The following is a 14,875-nucleotide window of genomic DNA, read 5'->3' on the forward strand; positions in this document are numbered from 1 at the left end:
GGAGCGGGTCGGTAGGGTGCACGACGTGCCGGATCATGCCGAACCACCCCACGCCTCGAGCGGCGCCGACGACGCCGTCCGCCCGAGCCCGTCCCGCCGACCGGTCCAGGGCGTGCTCTTCGACTTCCACGGCACACTCGCCCAGGTGGAGGACCCCCGCCAGTGGGTGCTGGCCGCCGCCGCCGCGTGCGGCGCCGAGCTGGACCGGGCCCGGGCCACCGCGCTGGCGGACCGGCTGCTCACCGCCGGCCGGGCGGGCGGGCCACTGCCGGCCCGGGTGCCGCCCCGGCTGGCCGAGTTGTGGGCCGACCGCGATCTCTACGAGCACGCCCACCGGGGGGCGTACACCGGGCTGGCGGAGACGGTCGACGCCGGCATCGACGGGTTCGCCGACGCGCTCTACGAGCGGGTCCTGGTCCCCGAGGGCTGGGTGCCCTACCCGGACACCGAGGCGGTGCTCACCGCGCTGCGCCGGGCCGGGGTGAAGGTGGCCGTGGTCAGCAACATCGGCTTCGACATCCGGCCACTCTTCGCGGCCTGGGGGCTGGACGGGCTGGTCGACGCGTACGCGCTGTCGTACGAGGTGGGGCGCTGCAAGCCCGACCCGGGGATCTTCCTGCGCGCCTGCGGGATGCTGGGCGTCGACCCGGAGCACGCGCTGATGGTGGGTGACACCCCGGCCGACGCCGGCGCGGTCGGGGCCGGGTGCGCCGTACTCGTGCTGCCCTGTGCCGACGCCGGGCGGGGCAACGGCCTCGGCGCGGTGCTCGACCTGGCGCTGCCGTCCTGACCAGGCGTTGCATCACCGCTAACGCAGCATCGATACTCGCGTTAATGCGCCTTGCTAACCGACATCTGGTAGCGCCGCTACCATGATCCACATGGAGACCTCACCGCGGGACCGGATCGTGCGGGCCGCCGCCGCGCTGCTCGCCGACGGAGGTCGGGACGCCGTCACCACCCGGGCGGTGAGCCGCGCGGCGGGCGTCCAGGCGCCGACGATCTACCGGCAGTTCGGGGACATGCGGGGCCTGCTCGACGCCGCCGCCAGCTACGGCTTCGCGACCTACCTGCACGCCAAGGCGGCCCGCGAGCCGGCCGCCGACCCGGTCGACGACCTGCGCCAGGGCTGGGACATGCAGGTGGAGTTCGGGGTGGCGAACCCGGCCTGCTTCACGCTCATGTACGGCGACCCCCGTCCCGGGGCGGCACCGACCGCCGCCCGGGTGGCCGCCGACATCCTGGGCCAACTCGTCTCCCGGGTCGCCGAGGCGGGCCGGCTCCGGGTCGGCGTCGACCGGGCCGCGACCATGGTGCACGCGGCGGCCTGCGGGGTGACCCTCACCCTGATCCGCACCCCGCCGCCCGACCGGGACGCGCGCCTCTCCCCCGCCACCCGCGAGGCGGTCCTCGGCGCCGTCTGCACCGACAGCGCCCTCGCCCGCGCCCGGGAACCCGACCGGGCGGTCCGGCACGCCGTCGCCCTGCGCACCGCCCTGCCGACCCTCACCACCGACCTCACCCCCGCCGAACAGGCCCTGCTCACCGAGTGGCTCGACCGCATCGCCACCACCCCACCCCGCTGACCCACCAACCCGCCCCGACCTGGCCCGGTCCGCCCGCCCCGCCTCGGGCCACCCCGCCCGCCCCGCCCTGGCCCGCCCTGGCCTGGCCCGGCGATCTTGCACTTAGCGCCCTCCTGATGTCCGAAAAGCGTCTTTCGTCGGGGCAGCAACTGCAAGGTCGCGACGTGAGGGCGGCGCGGCGTGAGGGCGGGACGGGTGCGGGTGGGGCGGGGGCGGCGGGGTGGGGTGGTAAGGGGCGGTCTACGGTCACGGCATGACAGTGCGTGGTGCGGTCCCGCGCTCCCTGCGGGGGCGTCCGGGTGCGGTGGGGCTGGTGCTCGGCGGGGCGCTGTCGGTGCAGTTCGGCTCGGCGGTCGCCGCGCTGCTCTTCCCGCGTACCGGGGTGGCCGGGGCGGTGACCCTGCGGCTGACCCTCGGGGCGCTGCTCATGCTGGCGGTGTGCCGGCCGCGACTGCGCGGGCACGGACGGGCCGACTGGGCGGCCGTGATCGCCTTCGGGCTGGCCCTGGCCGGCATGAACTCGATCTTCTACCAGGCCATCGAGCGGATCCCGCTCGGTCCGGCGGTCACCCTGGAAGTGCTCGGGCCGCTGACCCTGTCGGTGCTCACCGCGCGCCGGCTGGCCGGCTGGTGCTGGGCCGCGCTCGCGCTGGCCGGGGTGGCCCTGCTGGGCCGGGGCGGGTTCGACCGGCTCGACCCGGTCGGCGTCGGGCTGGCGCTCGCGGCGGGCGCGCTGTGGGCCGCGTACATCGTCTGCTCGGCCCGGGTCGGCGGCCGGTTCCCCCGCGCCGACGGCCTGGCCCTGGCCCTGGCGGTGGCCGCGCTGGTCACCCTGCCGCTCGGGCTCGCCGGGTCGGGGACCCGGCTGGCGCACCCGGCGGTGCTGGGGCTCGGGGTCGGGCTGGCCCTGCTCGCCTCGGTGCTGCCGTACACCCTCGAACTGATCGCGCTGCGCCGGCTGCCCACCACGACCTTCGCGGTGCTGATGAGCCTCGGGCCGGCGATCGCCGCGCTGGCCGGCTGGCTGGTCCTCGGCCAGGAACTGCGGCCGGTGGAGATCCTGGCCATCGCCCTGGTGATCGCCGCCAGCGCCGGCGCGGTACGCGCCGCCGCACCGTCCGCCGCCCCAGCGCCGACCCCCGCACCGCCGGACGCCCCACCGACCGCCGCCGCCCCGCCGGACGTCGCCAACCCGCACGGCACCCCACCGCACGCCACCGCACCGCCGGCCCCCGCACCGCCGGATGCCGTGCCGGCGCGGGGGCCGGCCGACGGCGGGCCGCTGCTCAGCGCAGGAGCCGCACCGCCGCCGGCACCGCGCTGACCCGTACCGGCAGGTCGAACGCCCGCTCCCCGTCGACGTACGTGGTGATGCCCTCGGCGGACAGCTCCACCGTGCGGGCCCGGTAGGTTCGCACCAGCGGGTGCGTCACGTGGGTTCCCCGGTAGATGCGGGGCTTGACGCGCAGCAGGGTACGCCGGTCGAACCGGCCACCCACCACCACGTCCAGCAGCCCGTCGGTCGGGTCGGCGTCCGGGCAGATCCGCATCCCGCCGCCGTAGCTGGCCGCGTTGCCCACCGCCACCAGCACCGCGTCCACCTCCTGCGGCTCGCCGTCGAGCGACAGCCGGTAGCGGCGCGGCCGGAGCCGGGCCAGCTCGACCAGGATGGCCAGGTCGTACCGGCGGGGGCCGCGCGGCCAGCGCATCCGGTTGGCCCGCTCGTTGACGATCGCGTCGAAGCCGGCCGCCAGCACCGCGCCGTACCAGCGCTCGGTGCCGTCGGCAGCGGTCAGCCGGGCCAGGTCCACCGACCGGGTCCGGCCGGCGCGCAGCGCGTCGACGATCACCGCCACGGCGGCGAGCGGGTCGGCCGGGAAGCCGGTCTCCACGGCGAAGTCGTTGCCGGTGCCGGCGGGCACCGGGCCGAACGGCACCGCCGTGCCGGCGACCGCCTGCAACGCCCGGTGCACCGTGCCGTCCCCGCCGACCGCGACCAGCGCGCCCGCACCGTCGGCCACCGCCGCGCGGCAGGCCGCCTCCGCCTCGGCCGGGCCGGTCGCCTCCAGCAGGCGTACCGGGCGGGCGGCGTGGGCCAGCCGGTCCAGCAGGCGCGGCAGCAGCCCCCGGTGCCGGCCCCGGCCGGCGGTGGGGTTCGCGAGCACGGCGACGGGGCCGGGCGGGACATGATCGTGCGCGGTCACGGCGAGCACCGTACGGCACCGGGCAGGCGCGCCACCAGGGGCGACGGGGGCGGCCGTCGGCCGGTGAACCGGCGGCGTCCACAGTGCCCGCGACGGTACGCTGCCCCGGCCACGACCCGGGAGGAGCGACCCGTGCCCGACTTCGACATCCGCACCGCCGACCTGCGGGCGGTCAACTCGCTGACGAAGTACCCGTCGATCCCGACGTACCACGCGCTCGACCCGCGCGACGGCGGGCTGCGCGAGGAGGTCGTCGAGTTCACCGGGCCGGTGACCCTCACCGAGAAGGTGGACGGCACCAACAGCCGGATCATCCTCACCCCGGACGGCGAGTACCTGATCGGCAGCCGGGAGGAGCTGCTGTACGCCCGGGGCGACCTGATCGGCAACCCGGCGCTGGGCATCGTCGAGGCGCTGCGCGACCTCGCCGAACGGCTGCGCGCCGAGGCCGCCGACACCGACCGGATCACCGTGCACTACCTCGAGGTGTACGGCGGCAAGGTGACCGCCGCGTCGAAGCACTACACGGCCAGCCGCCGGGTCGGTCACCGCCTCTTCGACGTCGCCGTCCTCGACGGGTACGCCGAGCTGCTGGACCTGCCGGCCGAACGGATCGCGGCCTGGCGCGACGGCGGCGGGCAGCGCTGGCTCGACGAGGCGGCGCTGACCGCCACGGCGGACCGGCTCGGCCTGGCCACGGTGCCCCGCCTCGGCGTCCGGGACGCCACCGAACTCCCCCGGGACCTGGACAAGACGCGCGCGTTCCTGACCGACCTGCTGCCCGAGACACGGGTCGCGCTGGACGGGCCGGCCGGCCGCTCCGAGGGTGTGGTGCTGCGCACCGTCGACCGGTCGGTGATCGCCAAGGCCCGGTTCGCCGACTACGAGCGGGCCCGGCGCCGGCGCGGTGGGGGCCGCTGACGGGACAGCGGGTCCGGCGCCGCTGCGCCATACTTCCGTGCGTGCGTCGACGGATCCTGCTCGTCGCGGCGGTGGTGCTGGTGCTGGCCGCGGCCGGCGGCCTGCTGTGGTACCGCACCTCACCACAGGTGCGGTACCACCGCAGCGCGGTCGCCGACGCCGGGCAGAAGGTCGACGGGGTGCTCCGGCGCTTCGACCACGACCACCTCCACAAGGCCGACGACTACGCGCACACCGCCGCCCAGCAGCCCGACGTGACGGTCCTGGCGGTCACCGGCGAGACGCACTGGCAGACCGGGGTGACCTTGGTGCTCGGGGTGGTCGGGCACGGCCGGGCCTACGACCGCCGGGGCAAACTGGTAGCCGAGGGCGACGAGCGGATCTGCTTCCGGCTGCGCCTCGGCCCGCACGACGACCGCCGCGACGACGACGTCGAGTGCCCGTCCGGCGATCCGCTCCCGGTGACGCCGGACCCGTCGCTGGACGGCGTCGACGAGCGACTGACGGCCGCCCTCGCCCACACCGACCCGGACGAGGCGGCGGTCCGGGCCGCCGTCGCCGGGCTGCGCCTGGACCCCGCCGTCCGCCAGGAGGTCGCCGGGCGGGCCGGCACGGTCGGCGTGGCGCTGCGCGCGGCGCAGTACGACTGCCTGCTGGCCCAGGTCACCGCCGCGGGCGTACGACTGTGGCGCCCGTCGCACACCCAGCTCGCGCCCGGCGAGCTGCCCTGCACCACCGGGACGGCGCTGAGCAGCGCGTTCGGCCGCTCCCCGCACTAGTCCACCCGGTGGGAGCGGCGGCACCGTCCGCGCCCGCCGCCGGCGGCTCGCCTACCCTGGGCCCGACCGCGGTGAGGTGAGGAGTGGGCGTGTCCGACGAGTTTCCCCGGTACCTGTTCAAGGAGCTGGACGCCGCCGACCCGCTGGCCGAGCTGCGGGACCGCTTCGTCATCGCCGACCACGACCTGATCTACCTCGACGGCAACTCGCTCGGCCGGCTCCCGGCCGCCACCCCGGACCACCTGGCCCGGCTGGTCCGCGACGGCTGGGGCGGTCAGCTCGTGCGGGGCTGGCCGACCTGGATCGACTGGGCCCGCCGGATCGGTGACCGGCTCGCCGCGCACGCCCTCGGCGCGCGCCCCGACGAGGTGGTGGTCTCCGACTCCACCTCGGTGAACCTGTACAAGCTGGCCGCCGCCGCCCTGGACGCGGCGCCGGGCCGGCGCACGATCCTCGTCGACGCCGAGGACTTCCCCACCGACCGGTATCTCCTGCAGGGCCTGGCCGAGGCGCGCGGGCTCACCCTGCGGACCCTCCCCTCCGACCTCGACCAGGGGCTGGACCTGGCGACGCTGCGGGCCGCCCTGGACGACGACGTCGCCCTGGTGGTGCTCTCCGCCGTCTCGTACCGGTGCGGGGCCCTGCTGGACCTGGCCGCGGTGAACGAGGCCGCCCGCGCGGTCGGCGCGTACGTCCTCTGGGACCTGTCGCACGCGGCGGGCTCGGTACCGGTCGAGTTGGCCGCGACCGGCGCGGACCTCGCGGTCGGCTGCACCTACAAGTACCTCAACGGCGGGCCGGGCGCCCCGGCCTTCCTCTACGTCCGGCGGGAGCTGCAGGAGCGGCTGCGCCAGCCGATCTGGGGCTGGTTCGGCCAGCGGGACCAGTTCGCCATGGGCCCCGACTACGACCCGGTGCCGGACCTGGACCGGTTCCAGGTGGGCACCCCACCGGTGCTCGGCATGGCCGCCCTCGACCCGGCCCTCGACGTGCTCGCCGAGGCGGGCATCGACCGGGTCCGGGAGAAGGGCCGGCGGCTCGGCGAGGCGATCGTCAGTCTGGCCGACGCGTGGCTCACCCCGTACGGCTTCACGGTGGCCTCGCCCCGGGACCCGGACCGGCGGGGCAGCCACGTCAGCCTGCACCACCCGGAGGCGCTGCGGATCTCACGCGCGCTGGCCGAGCAGGCCCGGGTGGTCGGCGACTACCGCGCCCCGGACCGGCTGCGGCTCGGCCCGGCCCCGCTCTACACCCGCTTCGTCGACGTCTGGGACGCGATGGACCGGCTGCGGGACATCGCCGAGCGCCGGTCGTACGAGCGGGTGCCGGCCGGGCCGACCCGGGTCACCTGACCCGGACCTCGGCAATCTGGGAGAGGACCGGGCCCCGCCGCGCCGTCATCATCAGGGGACACGCCCGCGCACGGTCCGGCCGCGTCCCGCGGGCAGGTGCCGGCGTACGCCGCCGCCCCGGGACGGGCCGGCCGGCGCCCTCTGCCGGAAAGAGGCGCACATGGCACTTCGCGAGGTCCCCCGCAACACCGTCGAGCCGGCCGTCCCCGAACCCGCCCGTGGCCGTCGGCTCCGGGTCGGGCTGCTCAGCGCCGCCGCCGGCGTGCTGCTGGCCGTGCTCTGGTCCTTCGAGCTGGTCGACAAGGTCATCGGGGACACCGTCGCCGACACCGTCCTCGGCCACGACGCGAAGGCCACCGCGATCGGTGGCACCGCGGCGGGACTGCTGTTCGCCTTCGTCTCCGGTTTCGCCGGCACCTTCACCGCCTGCAACATCGCGATGGCGGCGTCGATCGGCCCGATGAGCCAGGTCGGCGCGGCGCGCGCCGGACAGGGCCGGGCCGGGATGCTGCGCCCGCTGCTGCGCCCGGTGGGCTGGCTGGCGCTGGGCATGCTCACCGTCTCGGCCGCGTACGGGGCGATCGGGGTGCTGCTCGGCGACCGGCTGCCGCAGCTGTCCACCGACACGGTGGACGGGATGCCGGTGCGCCTGATCCAGTCGTCGGTGGCCTTCGGGGTGATCGGACTGGCCCTGACGTACCTCGGCCTGGCCGCGCTCGGCGCGCTGCCGGACCCCTTCGCGGGCCGCCCGACGTGGCGGCTGGTCACGATGGGCGCGCTGGTCGGCGGCTTCCTCGTCGGCCGGCCGTACCCGCTGTTCAACAAGTTGTTCCACTGGGCCGTCGACAGCGGCAACCCGCTCTACGGCGCGGCCGCGTTCGCCCTCCAGTCGCTGGGCAACATCCTGCTGGTGACGTCGCTGTTCGCGCTGCTGGTGCTGGCCACCCGGGGCCGGTTCGTCCGGTGGATGGCGCACCCGTCCCGGGCCGCGGTGGTCACCGGCGCGCTGCTGATCGCGCTGGGCGTGTTCACCGTCGTCTACTGGGACCTGCGGGTGCCCGCCCGCTTCGGCTTCGGCTGGTTCCCGATGATGCCCTACAACTGACCCCCGGGTGGTACGGGCGACGGCACCCGGCGCGGGCGCGCCGGGTGCCGTCGCGGCCCTGTCGGGGTCAGGGCAGGTCGACCGGGCGCAGCACCCGGTCGACGGCGTGGGCGATCTGCTTGTTGCCCTTGTTGATGTCGAAGACCACCACCCGGGCGTCCCGGTCGCTGGTGTCGGCGTCGATCAGCCGCACCTGCCGGCCGTACCAGCAGTGCCGCACGTCGACCTCGACGGTCGCGCCGGCCGCGGTGGTCAGGTCGGCGCCGTCGGCCTTCAGCGCGGCCCGGCGGTCGATCGTGGCGCCCGGCACCACGTGGTAGAGCAGCACGTCCTCCACGGTGTCGATGCCGAGCCCGGCGACGGCGGTGAACGCCGCCTGCTCACCGGGCAGCGTCCGGGCGTGGGTGAGGTCGCGGACCAGCTCGCGGAACGCGTAGTCGGTCGGCACGAACGCGGTCAGCGCGACGGTGCCGTCGGCGAGCACCTTCACCGGCGAGTCCGGCTTGGCCTGCAGCACCGCCTTGACCGCGGCGGTGAGCACGTCGAAGTCGCGCGAGTTGTGGTCGAAGCCGGAGGTGTCGGCGGTCAGCACGGCCGCGAGCGAGCGGGTGCCGGGCTCCCGGGTGGCGGCCTGCGCGGGCAGCGCCACGGCGGTGGTGGCCACCGCGGCGGCGGTGGCGCCGACGGCGAGGCGGGCGGCGAGGCGGGTGATGTTCATGGTGGGCCTTTCGTCGGGGCGAACAGGTCCGTGACCGATCGTCACGAACCATGCTTCGCCCCGACCCTCCGATCCGGATGCAGCCCGGCCCGAGGAATGTTGCCGGCCGGCCTCAGAAGGTGATGCGGACCTTCAGCGCCGACCGGTCGTCCATCGCCCGGTAGCCGTCCGGCACCTCGTCCAGGGTGACCGTCCGGTCGAAGACCGGCGACGGGTCGACGGTGCCGGCGAGCACGTCGGCGAGCAGCTCCGGCAGGTACGCGCGGGCCGGGGCGACGCCGCCGCCGACGGCGACGTTGCGGTTGAACATCTGCCCGATGTCCACCCCGGCACTGCCGCCGTGCGGCACGCCGACGTAGCCGACCGCGCCGCCGTCGCGGGCGATGGAGATCGCGGTCCGCATCGACTCCTCGGTGCCGACCGCCTCCAGCACCGCGTGCGCGCCCTGACCTCGGGTCAGCTCCCGGACGGCGTCGACCGCCGCGTCGCCCCGCTCGGCGACCACGTCGGTGGCGCCGAACGAGCGGGCGATGTCGGTGCGGGCGGTGTGCCGGCCCAGCGCGATGATCCGCTCGGCGCCGAGCCGCCGCGCGGCGAGCACCCCGCAGAGGCCGACCGCGCCGTCCCCGACCACCGCCACCGTGGCGCCGGGCCGGACCCGGGCGGCGAGGGCGGCGTGGTGACCGGTGGCCAGCACGTCACTGAGTGCCAGCAGCGCGGTGAGCAGCCGCTCGTCGCCGGCCGCCTCGGCGGGGAGCCGGACCAGGGTGCCGTCGGCGTACGGGACGCGGACGGCCTCGCCCTGGCCGCCGTCGGAACCGGGCGAGCCCCAGAACCCGCCGTGTGGGCAGGAGGTGTGCAGGCCCTCGCGGCAGAAGTCGCAGACCCCGTCGGACCAGACGAACGGGGCCACCACCAGGTCACCGGCCCGGACCGTGCCGACCTCGGCGCCGACCTCCTCGACCACGCCGAGGAACTCGTGGCCGATGCGCTGCCCCGGCTGCCGCTGCGCCACGCCCCGGTACGCCCACAGGTCGCTGCCGCAGATGCAGGCGAGCAGGACCCGTACGACGGCGTCGGTGGGGTTGCGGACGGCGGCGTCCGGCACCTCCTCGACCCGGATGTCGTTCGGGCCGTGGATCACGGTGGCGCGCATCGGCGTGTCCTTCCGGTGGAGGGTCTGTTCGGTCGGCGGGGCCGACGACGGGAGACGCTAGACCGCCCGCGCCGCCCGCCCCGACCCGCCGGTACGCGCGGGTGTCCCGGCTCACCCACGGGCGCGGGCGAGGCCGCTGCTGATCACGTCGATGCGACCCCACCGGCCCGGCACGTCCAGCAGCTCCAGCCGGCCGAAGCGGGCCGGCACCCGGGGCGCCATCAGCAGGTGCTCACCGGCCGGCTCCAGCCCGAGCAGGGCGCGCAGCAGCAGCAGGGGCGCGCCGGTGGCCATCGCCTGCGGGCTGTCGGCCGTCGGGTACGGCACCGGGAAGTCGGTCAGGTCCCGGGGATAGCCGGCGAACGCCCCCGGCAGCCGCCCGTCGAAGTAGGCGGCCGCCTCGATCACGCCCTCGGCGATCCGGCCGGCCTCCTCGGCGAAGCCGTACCGGCGCAGGCCCCAGGCGATCAGCGCGTTGTCGAACGGCCACACCGCGCCCAGGTGCAGCCCGAGCGGGTTGTACCGGGCCTGGCCCGCGCCGAAGCTGCGCACCCCCCAGCCGGTGAAGAGGCGGTCCCCGGTGAGCTGCTCCGCCACCCGGGCCGCCCGCTCGGCCGGGACGATCCCGCTGAACAGCAGGTGACCCATGTTGGACGCCAGCCCGTCGACCTGCCGCCCGTCACCGTCGAGGGCGAGGGCGTAGAAGCCCCGGTCGGCGATCCAGAAGTCCCGGTCGAAGCGGTCGCGCAGCGCCGCGGCCTGCTGTTCCAGCCGCGCGGCGTAGTCCGGGTCGCCCCAGAACTCACGGGCCAGCCGGGCTCCGCGCAGCTTCGCGTCGTACGCGTACCCCTGGAGTTCGCAGGTGGCCAGCGGCGGACCGGGCAGCCGGCCGTCGGCGTGACAGATCGCCTCCGGCGAGTCCTTCCAGCCCTGGTTGGCCACCCCGGTGCGGTCGTTGCGCCGCCGGTACCGGACGTAGCCGTCGCCCAGCAGGTCGCCGTACGCGTCGATCCAGGCCAGCGCCGCGCGGGCCTCGTCCTCGAACTCGCGGACCAGCTCCGCGTCGCCGGTCCACCGCTCGTACTCGTCGAGCAGGATCACGTACAGCGGGGTGGCGTCGGCGCTGCCGTAGTAGGGCGACTCGGGGCGCTCCTCGAAGGCGACCAGCTCGCCGTAGCGGAACTCGCGCAGGATCTTGCCGGGTTCCTCGTCGCGGAAGTCGTCCAGCACGGAGCCCTGGTCGATGCCGAGCATCCGCAGCGCGCCCGCGGCCAGCTCCGGGGCGACCGGCAGTGCCTGGAAGGCGGTGATCAGGCTGTCCCGGCCGGTGATGGTGGCCGTCCAGGGCAGGCCGGCGGCGGGCATCACGTCGTCGGGCAGGGTCAGCGGCGAGAAGCGCAGCGCGGCGAGGTCCACCAGGCTGCGCTGCCAGGCGGTGGTCATCGCGGACCAGTCGCAGCTGAGGGTGGGCGCGCGGTCCAGCCAGTCGGCGAGGTCGCGCCGCCGTTCGGCGGCGCTGCGCCGGGGCCGCCGCTCCAGCTGCTCGCGGACGTCGCGCCCGTCGGGGCGCAGCACCAGCGCCCGCACCCGCAGGGTGACCGTCCAGCTCTGCTTGGCGGCCACCCGCACGGTGTACGTCAGGCCGCCCTCGTCGACCTGCGCCGGCTCGCTGCTGTCGATCACGGTCTCCCGCTGGAACCGGTCGCGCCGGTACCCGATCCGCAGCCGGCGCTCCTCCACCCGGTGGTAGCGCCGCCCGGGCGGGGTGTGCTCCTCGTGGACCGTGTAGATCGGGGCGAAGTCGTTCGCCGCCGACAGTCGGACGGTGAACTCCACCGGCCGGTGGTCGTGGTTGAGCACGGTCAGCCGCTCCTCGAACGCGCCGCCGGTGATCGCGCGCTCCCGGATCACCGACGACTTCGCGTCGACGTAGTGGGTCGGCTCGCCGGGCACCAGGAAGAAGCGCAGCGTGACGTGGTCGCGTTCGGCGACGGAGAGCGCGCTGAGCCGTTCCCCGTTCAGGGTGAGCCGCCACCGGGACAGGAACCGGGTGTCGAAGTCGAAGAAGCCGACCGGATTGCCGGCGGTCGCCTCGATGTCGCCGTTGCCCTCGCTGAGCACGAAGATGTTGCCGTCCAGCACCCGGACCAGACCCGCCCTCATCCGGTGCCCTCCCGTCCGGCCGCCACGGCCCGGGGGTGGCGGCCCCCGGGCGGCGCCGCGAAGAGCCGCTCCAGCAGCACCACCAGCCGGAACCGGCCCTGGACGGTGAGGTCGTTGCGCAGCCAGGCGGTGAGCGGTTTGGCCTCGCCCCGGGCCATCCGGGCGAAGAACTCCCGGTCGGTACGGATCACCGTGTCGGCGTCGCGGGCCGCCCGGTCCACCGTCACCCGCCCGTCGGCGATGCTCAGGTGCCAGACGTCGACCCCGGCCGGCCCGGTCAGCTCGACCCGGATCGTGCCGGTCGTGCGGGGCAGCAGCCGTTCGGGCGGGCCGGCGGTGAGCCGGGCGAAGAACTCCTCGATCGGATCGGACACCGCACGCGCCTCCCGGACTGCGACGTCGCGCCGCGGCCCCGCGCCGGCCGGTGCCCCGGGCTGCGGCGGCAGGCGGGTCCGGCGCCGCCCCAGACTATCGCCGGGCACCGGCCGCAGCGCCCGGATCGACGGAACCGGCGGGGGCGGTACGGCCACCGTGGCGGGGCCGGGCAGGATGGCCGGATGCGTCTGGTCTCCCTGCTCCCCTCCGCCACCGAGATCGCCTACGCCCTGGGCCTCGGGGACGAACTGGTCGGCGTCACCTTCGAGTGCGAGGTCCCGGCCGCCCACCGGGCGGGGGTCACCGTCGTGGTCGGCGGCCGCGACACCCGGGGCATGAGCCCCGGCGAGATCGACGCGTACGTCCGGGGCCGGCTCGCCGCCGGGGACGACCTGTACACGCTGCACGCCGGCGCCCTGGCCGGGCTGGACCCGGACCTGATCCTCACCCAGGACCTCTGCCGGGTCTGCGCGCTGCCCTCCGGGCAGGTGGCGGACGCCGTGGCGCACCTCGGCTGCCGGGCGGAGGTGCTGTCGCTGGACCCGTACACCCTCGACGACGTGCTTGGCACGATCCGTGCCGTGGGCGCGGCGGCCCGCGTACCGGAGCGGGCGGAGGCCCTGGTGGACGGCCTGCGGGCGCGGCTCGCGGCGGTCCGCGCGGCGGTGGCCGGCCGGCCCCGGCGCCGGGTCGCGGTCGTCGAGTGGGTGGACCCGCCGTTCGGCGCGGGGCACTGGATCCCCGACCTGGTCGAGGCGGCCGGCGGCGAGCCGGTGGCCACCCATCCGGGGGCCCGTTCCACGGCGACCAGCTGGGCGGCGCTGCGGGCCGCCCGACCGGAGGTGGTGCTGGTCACCCCGTGCGGCTTTCGGCTGGACGGGGCGGCGGCGCAGGCCGCCGAGGTGGCGCCGCACTTCCCCGACGCGCAGGTCTGGGCGGTGGACGCCGACGGGCTGATCGTGCGGGCCGGCCCCCGGCTGGTCGACGGCGCCGAGGCGATCGCGGCCGTCCTGCACCCGGACGCCGTGCCGGCCCCGCCGCCGGACCGGATCCGCCGGGTGGCCTGAGCGCGGCGACGGGCCGGCCCCGGTGGACCGGCCCGCCGTCGGCGCGGCTCAGGAGGTGAGGATCTGGGCGTCCTGGGCCAGCAGCACGAAGCCGATGTCCACGAAGGCGACCTGGTTGAAGCAGCCGGAACCGAACGCGCCGCAGCTCACCGGGTCGAGCCCGCCGACGATCAGCCCGGCCGCCCGGGTCTGGGTGAAGCCGCCGGTGAGGGTGAAGACCGGGCCGCCGCTGTCCCCGGCGCCGACCGCCGCCCGGGCGTCGATCTGGGTGCCGAGCGCGCCGCTGCTGACGAACGAGCCGCCGGAGAGCAGGAACAACGCGTTGATCCGGGTGGTCACGATGTTGCAGTGCACCCCGGTGAAGGCGCCGGACGTGCAGACGAACTGGCCGGGGAAGTTGCCGACCGCGCCGACCACCGGCTTGGAGAACTCCCCCACCCCGACGCCGCCGTCGTAGATCCGGTTCGCCGAGCGGGTCGGCACGTAGAGCGAGTCGGAGAGCCGCCGGGCCGGGGCCGGCTCGGCGACGCCGACCAGCTCACCGGTCGGGTCGGTGACCCGTACCCCGCCGCCGGGCGCGCAGTGCTCGGCGGTGAGGATGCCGCGGCTGCTCTCCCACCACAGCGTCCGCCGGATCACGGCGAAGCCGGTGCTGCAGTTGCCCGACGGCATCCGCAGCGCCGCACCGCCCCACCAGGGGGCGAAGTCGTTCTGCCGGCTGGTCTGGCGCACCTGCTCGCTGCGCACCACCGTGGCGGGCACGCCGAAGTCCCAGCCGGCCGGGTCGGCGTCCCCGGTCACCCCGACCACCAGGCCGCTGCCGTCCACCGCGGGACTGACGTCGACCAGCCCGGGGAAGTCCTTCCACCGCGCCGGCACCGCCTCGGTGGCGTCGACCAGCTCCCGCTGGCTGTACCGGGACTCGCCCAGCTCGACGGTGACGCCGCCCTCCGCCGCGCGGGCCACCTCGTCGCGCACCTCGCCCGGCACGTCGCCCTTCCACCACAGGTCGAGGGCGTGCTCGGTGACCCGCAGCCGGATCCCGCCCAGCCCCTTGCCGTCCGGGTCCAGGGCGGTGATCCGGGTGGCCAGGTCGACCAGCGGCTCCTGGGCCGCCATCAGCTCCGCCGCCGCGTTCGAGCCGTCCTCGGGCCTGTCACTGGTCCAGGCGGGCTTGTCGGTGGCGGCCCGGGCCGGGGCGGCCGCGAGACCGCCGAGTACGAGCACCGCCGCGGCGACCGCCGCGAGCCGGCGGGTGAACACAGATGTCATCGGTCCTCCGGGTGACGGGAACGGTCCGGGACCTCCGTCCCGGGCCGCCTCGGTGGCGGCGACCCCAGGGTCGGGTAGTCGACGGGCCGCGTCGTCCGGCCCGGGGACGACCCGACGCGTCCCCCCACGGACGGACCCGGGTGGTCGGCCTGCGCCGCCCGGGTGATCACTGTGCCG

The 14,875-nt window shown here is 76.1% G+C and carries 14 protein-coding genes; 8 read left to right on the plus strand and 6 right to left on the minus strand.

From position 1 onward, the window contains the following. Positions 1–25: 25 nt before the first annotated feature. The 3 genes from GA0070611_RS08855 to GA0070611_RS08865 all read left to right on the plus strand — a co-directional run bounded on the left by GA0070611_RS08855 (position 26) and on the right by GA0070611_RS08865 (position 2,910). A complete protein-coding gene (locus tag GA0070611_RS08855) occupies positions 26–790 on the plus strand; it encodes an HAD family hydrolase (RefSeq protein ID WP_091672683.1) in 765 nt (254 codons plus the stop codon). 91 nt (positions 791–881) lie between these two features. Further along, positions 882–1,586 carry a TetR/AcrR family transcriptional regulator gene (locus GA0070611_RS08860; protein ID WP_091660643.1) on the plus strand — a complete coding sequence of 235 codons (705 nt, stop codon included), beginning with the start codon at positions 882–884 and terminating at the stop codon, positions 1,584–1,586. 253 nt (positions 1,587–1,839) lie between these two features. Beyond that, positions 1,840–2,910: an EamA family transporter gene (locus GA0070611_RS08865; protein ID WP_091660647.1), complete on the plus strand. Its 1,071-nt coding sequence runs from the start codon at positions 1,840–1,842 to the stop codon at positions 2,908–2,910. Here GA0070611_RS08865 and GA0070611_RS08870 read toward each other — a convergent pair. Further along, positions 2,873–3,790, minus strand: coding sequence for a diacylglycerol kinase (locus GA0070611_RS08870; RefSeq protein ID WP_407940417.1), 918 nt, complete (start codon positions 3,788–3,790; stop codon positions 2,873–2,875). The genes GA0070611_RS08865 and GA0070611_RS08870 overlap by 38 nt on opposite strands. 132 nt (positions 3,791–3,922) lie before the next feature. On the opposite strand from GA0070611_RS08870, the gene GA0070611_RS08875 reads away from it, so the two are divergent. From GA0070611_RS08875 to GA0070611_RS08890, 4 genes are all read left to right on the plus strand, one after another. Further along, the gene (locus GA0070611_RS08875; RefSeq protein ID WP_197675887.1) at positions 3,923–4,711 is read left to right on the plus strand and encodes an RNA ligase family protein; all 789 of its coding nucleotides are present in this window, start codon (positions 3,923–3,925) and stop codon (positions 4,709–4,711) included. Between the two features lie 41 nt (positions 4,712–4,752). Beyond that, entirely contained in the window at positions 4,753–5,490 is a 738-nt protein-coding gene (locus GA0070611_RS08880) for a hypothetical protein (protein ID WP_091660658.1), read from the plus strand. Positions 5,491–5,579: 89 nt separating this feature from the next. Continuing rightward, a complete protein-coding gene (kynU, locus tag GA0070611_RS08885) occupies positions 5,580–6,842 on the plus strand; it encodes a kynureninase (protein ID WP_091672685.1) in 1,263 nt (420 codons plus the stop codon). A gap of 160 nt (positions 6,843–7,002) precedes the next feature. Continuing rightward, entirely contained in the window at positions 7,003–7,947 is a 945-nt protein-coding gene (locus GA0070611_RS08890; RefSeq protein WP_091660661.1) for a hypothetical protein, read from the plus strand. Between the two features lie 67 nt (positions 7,948–8,014). Here the strand turns inward: GA0070611_RS08890 and GA0070611_RS08895 are convergent, their stop codons facing one another. From GA0070611_RS08895 to GA0070611_RS31040, 4 genes are all read right to left on the minus strand, one after another. Continuing rightward, positions 8,015–8,665, minus strand: a complete 651-nt coding sequence (locus tag GA0070611_RS08895; RefSeq protein ID WP_157740268.1) for a fasciclin domain-containing protein — start codon at positions 8,663–8,665, stop codon at positions 8,015–8,017. A gap of 112 nt (positions 8,666–8,777) precedes the next feature. Continuing rightward, positions 8,778–9,821: a zinc-dependent alcohol dehydrogenase family protein gene (locus GA0070611_RS08900; protein ID WP_091660664.1), complete on the minus strand. Its 1,044-nt coding sequence runs from the start codon at positions 9,819–9,821 to the stop codon at positions 8,778–8,780. Positions 9,822–9,932: 111 nt separating this feature from the next. Beyond that, on the minus strand, positions 9,933–11,984 hold the full coding sequence (locus GA0070611_RS08905; RefSeq protein WP_091660668.1) for an amylo-alpha-1,6-glucosidase: 2,052 nt from the start codon (positions 11,982–11,984) through the stop codon (positions 9,933–9,935). Beyond that, positions 11,981–12,358, minus strand: coding sequence for an SCP2 sterol-binding domain-containing protein (locus tag GA0070611_RS31040; protein WP_157740269.1), 378 nt, complete (start codon positions 12,356–12,358; stop codon positions 11,981–11,983). Before GA0070611_RS31040 ends, GA0070611_RS08905 begins: the two co-directional genes overlap by 4 nt. A 183-nt stretch (positions 12,359–12,541) precedes the next feature. On the opposite strand from GA0070611_RS31040, the gene GA0070611_RS08915 reads away from it, so the two are divergent. Further along, positions 12,542–13,426 carry an ABC transporter substrate-binding protein gene (locus tag GA0070611_RS08915; RefSeq protein ID WP_091660672.1) on the plus strand — a complete coding sequence of 295 codons (885 nt, stop codon included), beginning with the start codon at positions 12,542–12,544 and terminating at the stop codon, positions 13,424–13,426. 48 nt (positions 13,427–13,474) lie between these two features. On the opposite strand, the gene GA0070611_RS08920 is transcribed toward GA0070611_RS08915, so the two are convergent. Next, positions 13,475–14,698 carry a chymotrypsin family serine protease gene (locus GA0070611_RS08920; protein WP_157740270.1) on the minus strand — a complete coding sequence of 408 codons (1,224 nt, stop codon included), beginning with the start codon at positions 14,696–14,698 and terminating at the stop codon, positions 13,475–13,477. Between the last annotated feature and the right edge of the window lie 177 nt (positions 14,699–14,875).

Source organism: Micromonospora auratinigra (assembly GCF_900089595.1).
Classification (GTDB): Bacteria; Actinomycetota; Actinomycetes; order Mycobacteriales; family Micromonosporaceae; genus Micromonospora; species Micromonospora auratinigra.

What these genes read in the sequence shown, in the direction of transcription:
- GA0070611_RS08915 (WP_091660672.1), top strand. Translation starts at nt 12,542, where the DNA reads ATGCGTCTGGTCTCCCTGCTCCCCTCCGCCACCGAGATCGCCTACGCC.
- GA0070611_RS08860 (WP_091660643.1), top strand. Translation starts at nt 882, where the DNA reads ATGGAGACCTCACCGCGGGACCGGATCGTGCGGGCCGCCGCCGCGCTG.
- GA0070611_RS08895 (WP_157740268.1), bottom strand. Translation starts at nt 8,665, where the DNA reads ATGAACATCACCCGCCTCGCCGCCCGCCTCGCCGTCGGCGCCACCGCC.
- GA0070611_RS08900 (WP_091660664.1), bottom strand. Translation starts at nt 9,821, where the DNA reads ATGCGCGCCACCGTGATCCACGGCCCGAACGACATCCGGGTCGAGGAG.
- GA0070611_RS08905 (WP_091660668.1), bottom strand. Translation starts at nt 11,984, where the DNA reads ATGAGGGCGGGTCTGGTCCGGGTGCTGGACGGCAACATCTTCGTGCTC.
- GA0070611_RS08890 (WP_091660661.1), top strand. Translation starts at nt 7,003, where the DNA reads ATGGCACTTCGCGAGGTCCCCCGCAACACCGTCGAGCCGGCCGTCCCC.
- GA0070611_RS08920 (WP_157740270.1), bottom strand. Translation starts at nt 14,698, where the DNA reads ATGACATCTGTGTTCACCCGCCGGCTCGCGGCGGTCGCCGCGGCGGTG.
- GA0070611_RS08865 (WP_091660647.1), top strand. Translation starts at nt 1,840, where the DNA reads ATGACAGTGCGTGGTGCGGTCCCGCGCTCCCTGCGGGGGCGTCCGGGT.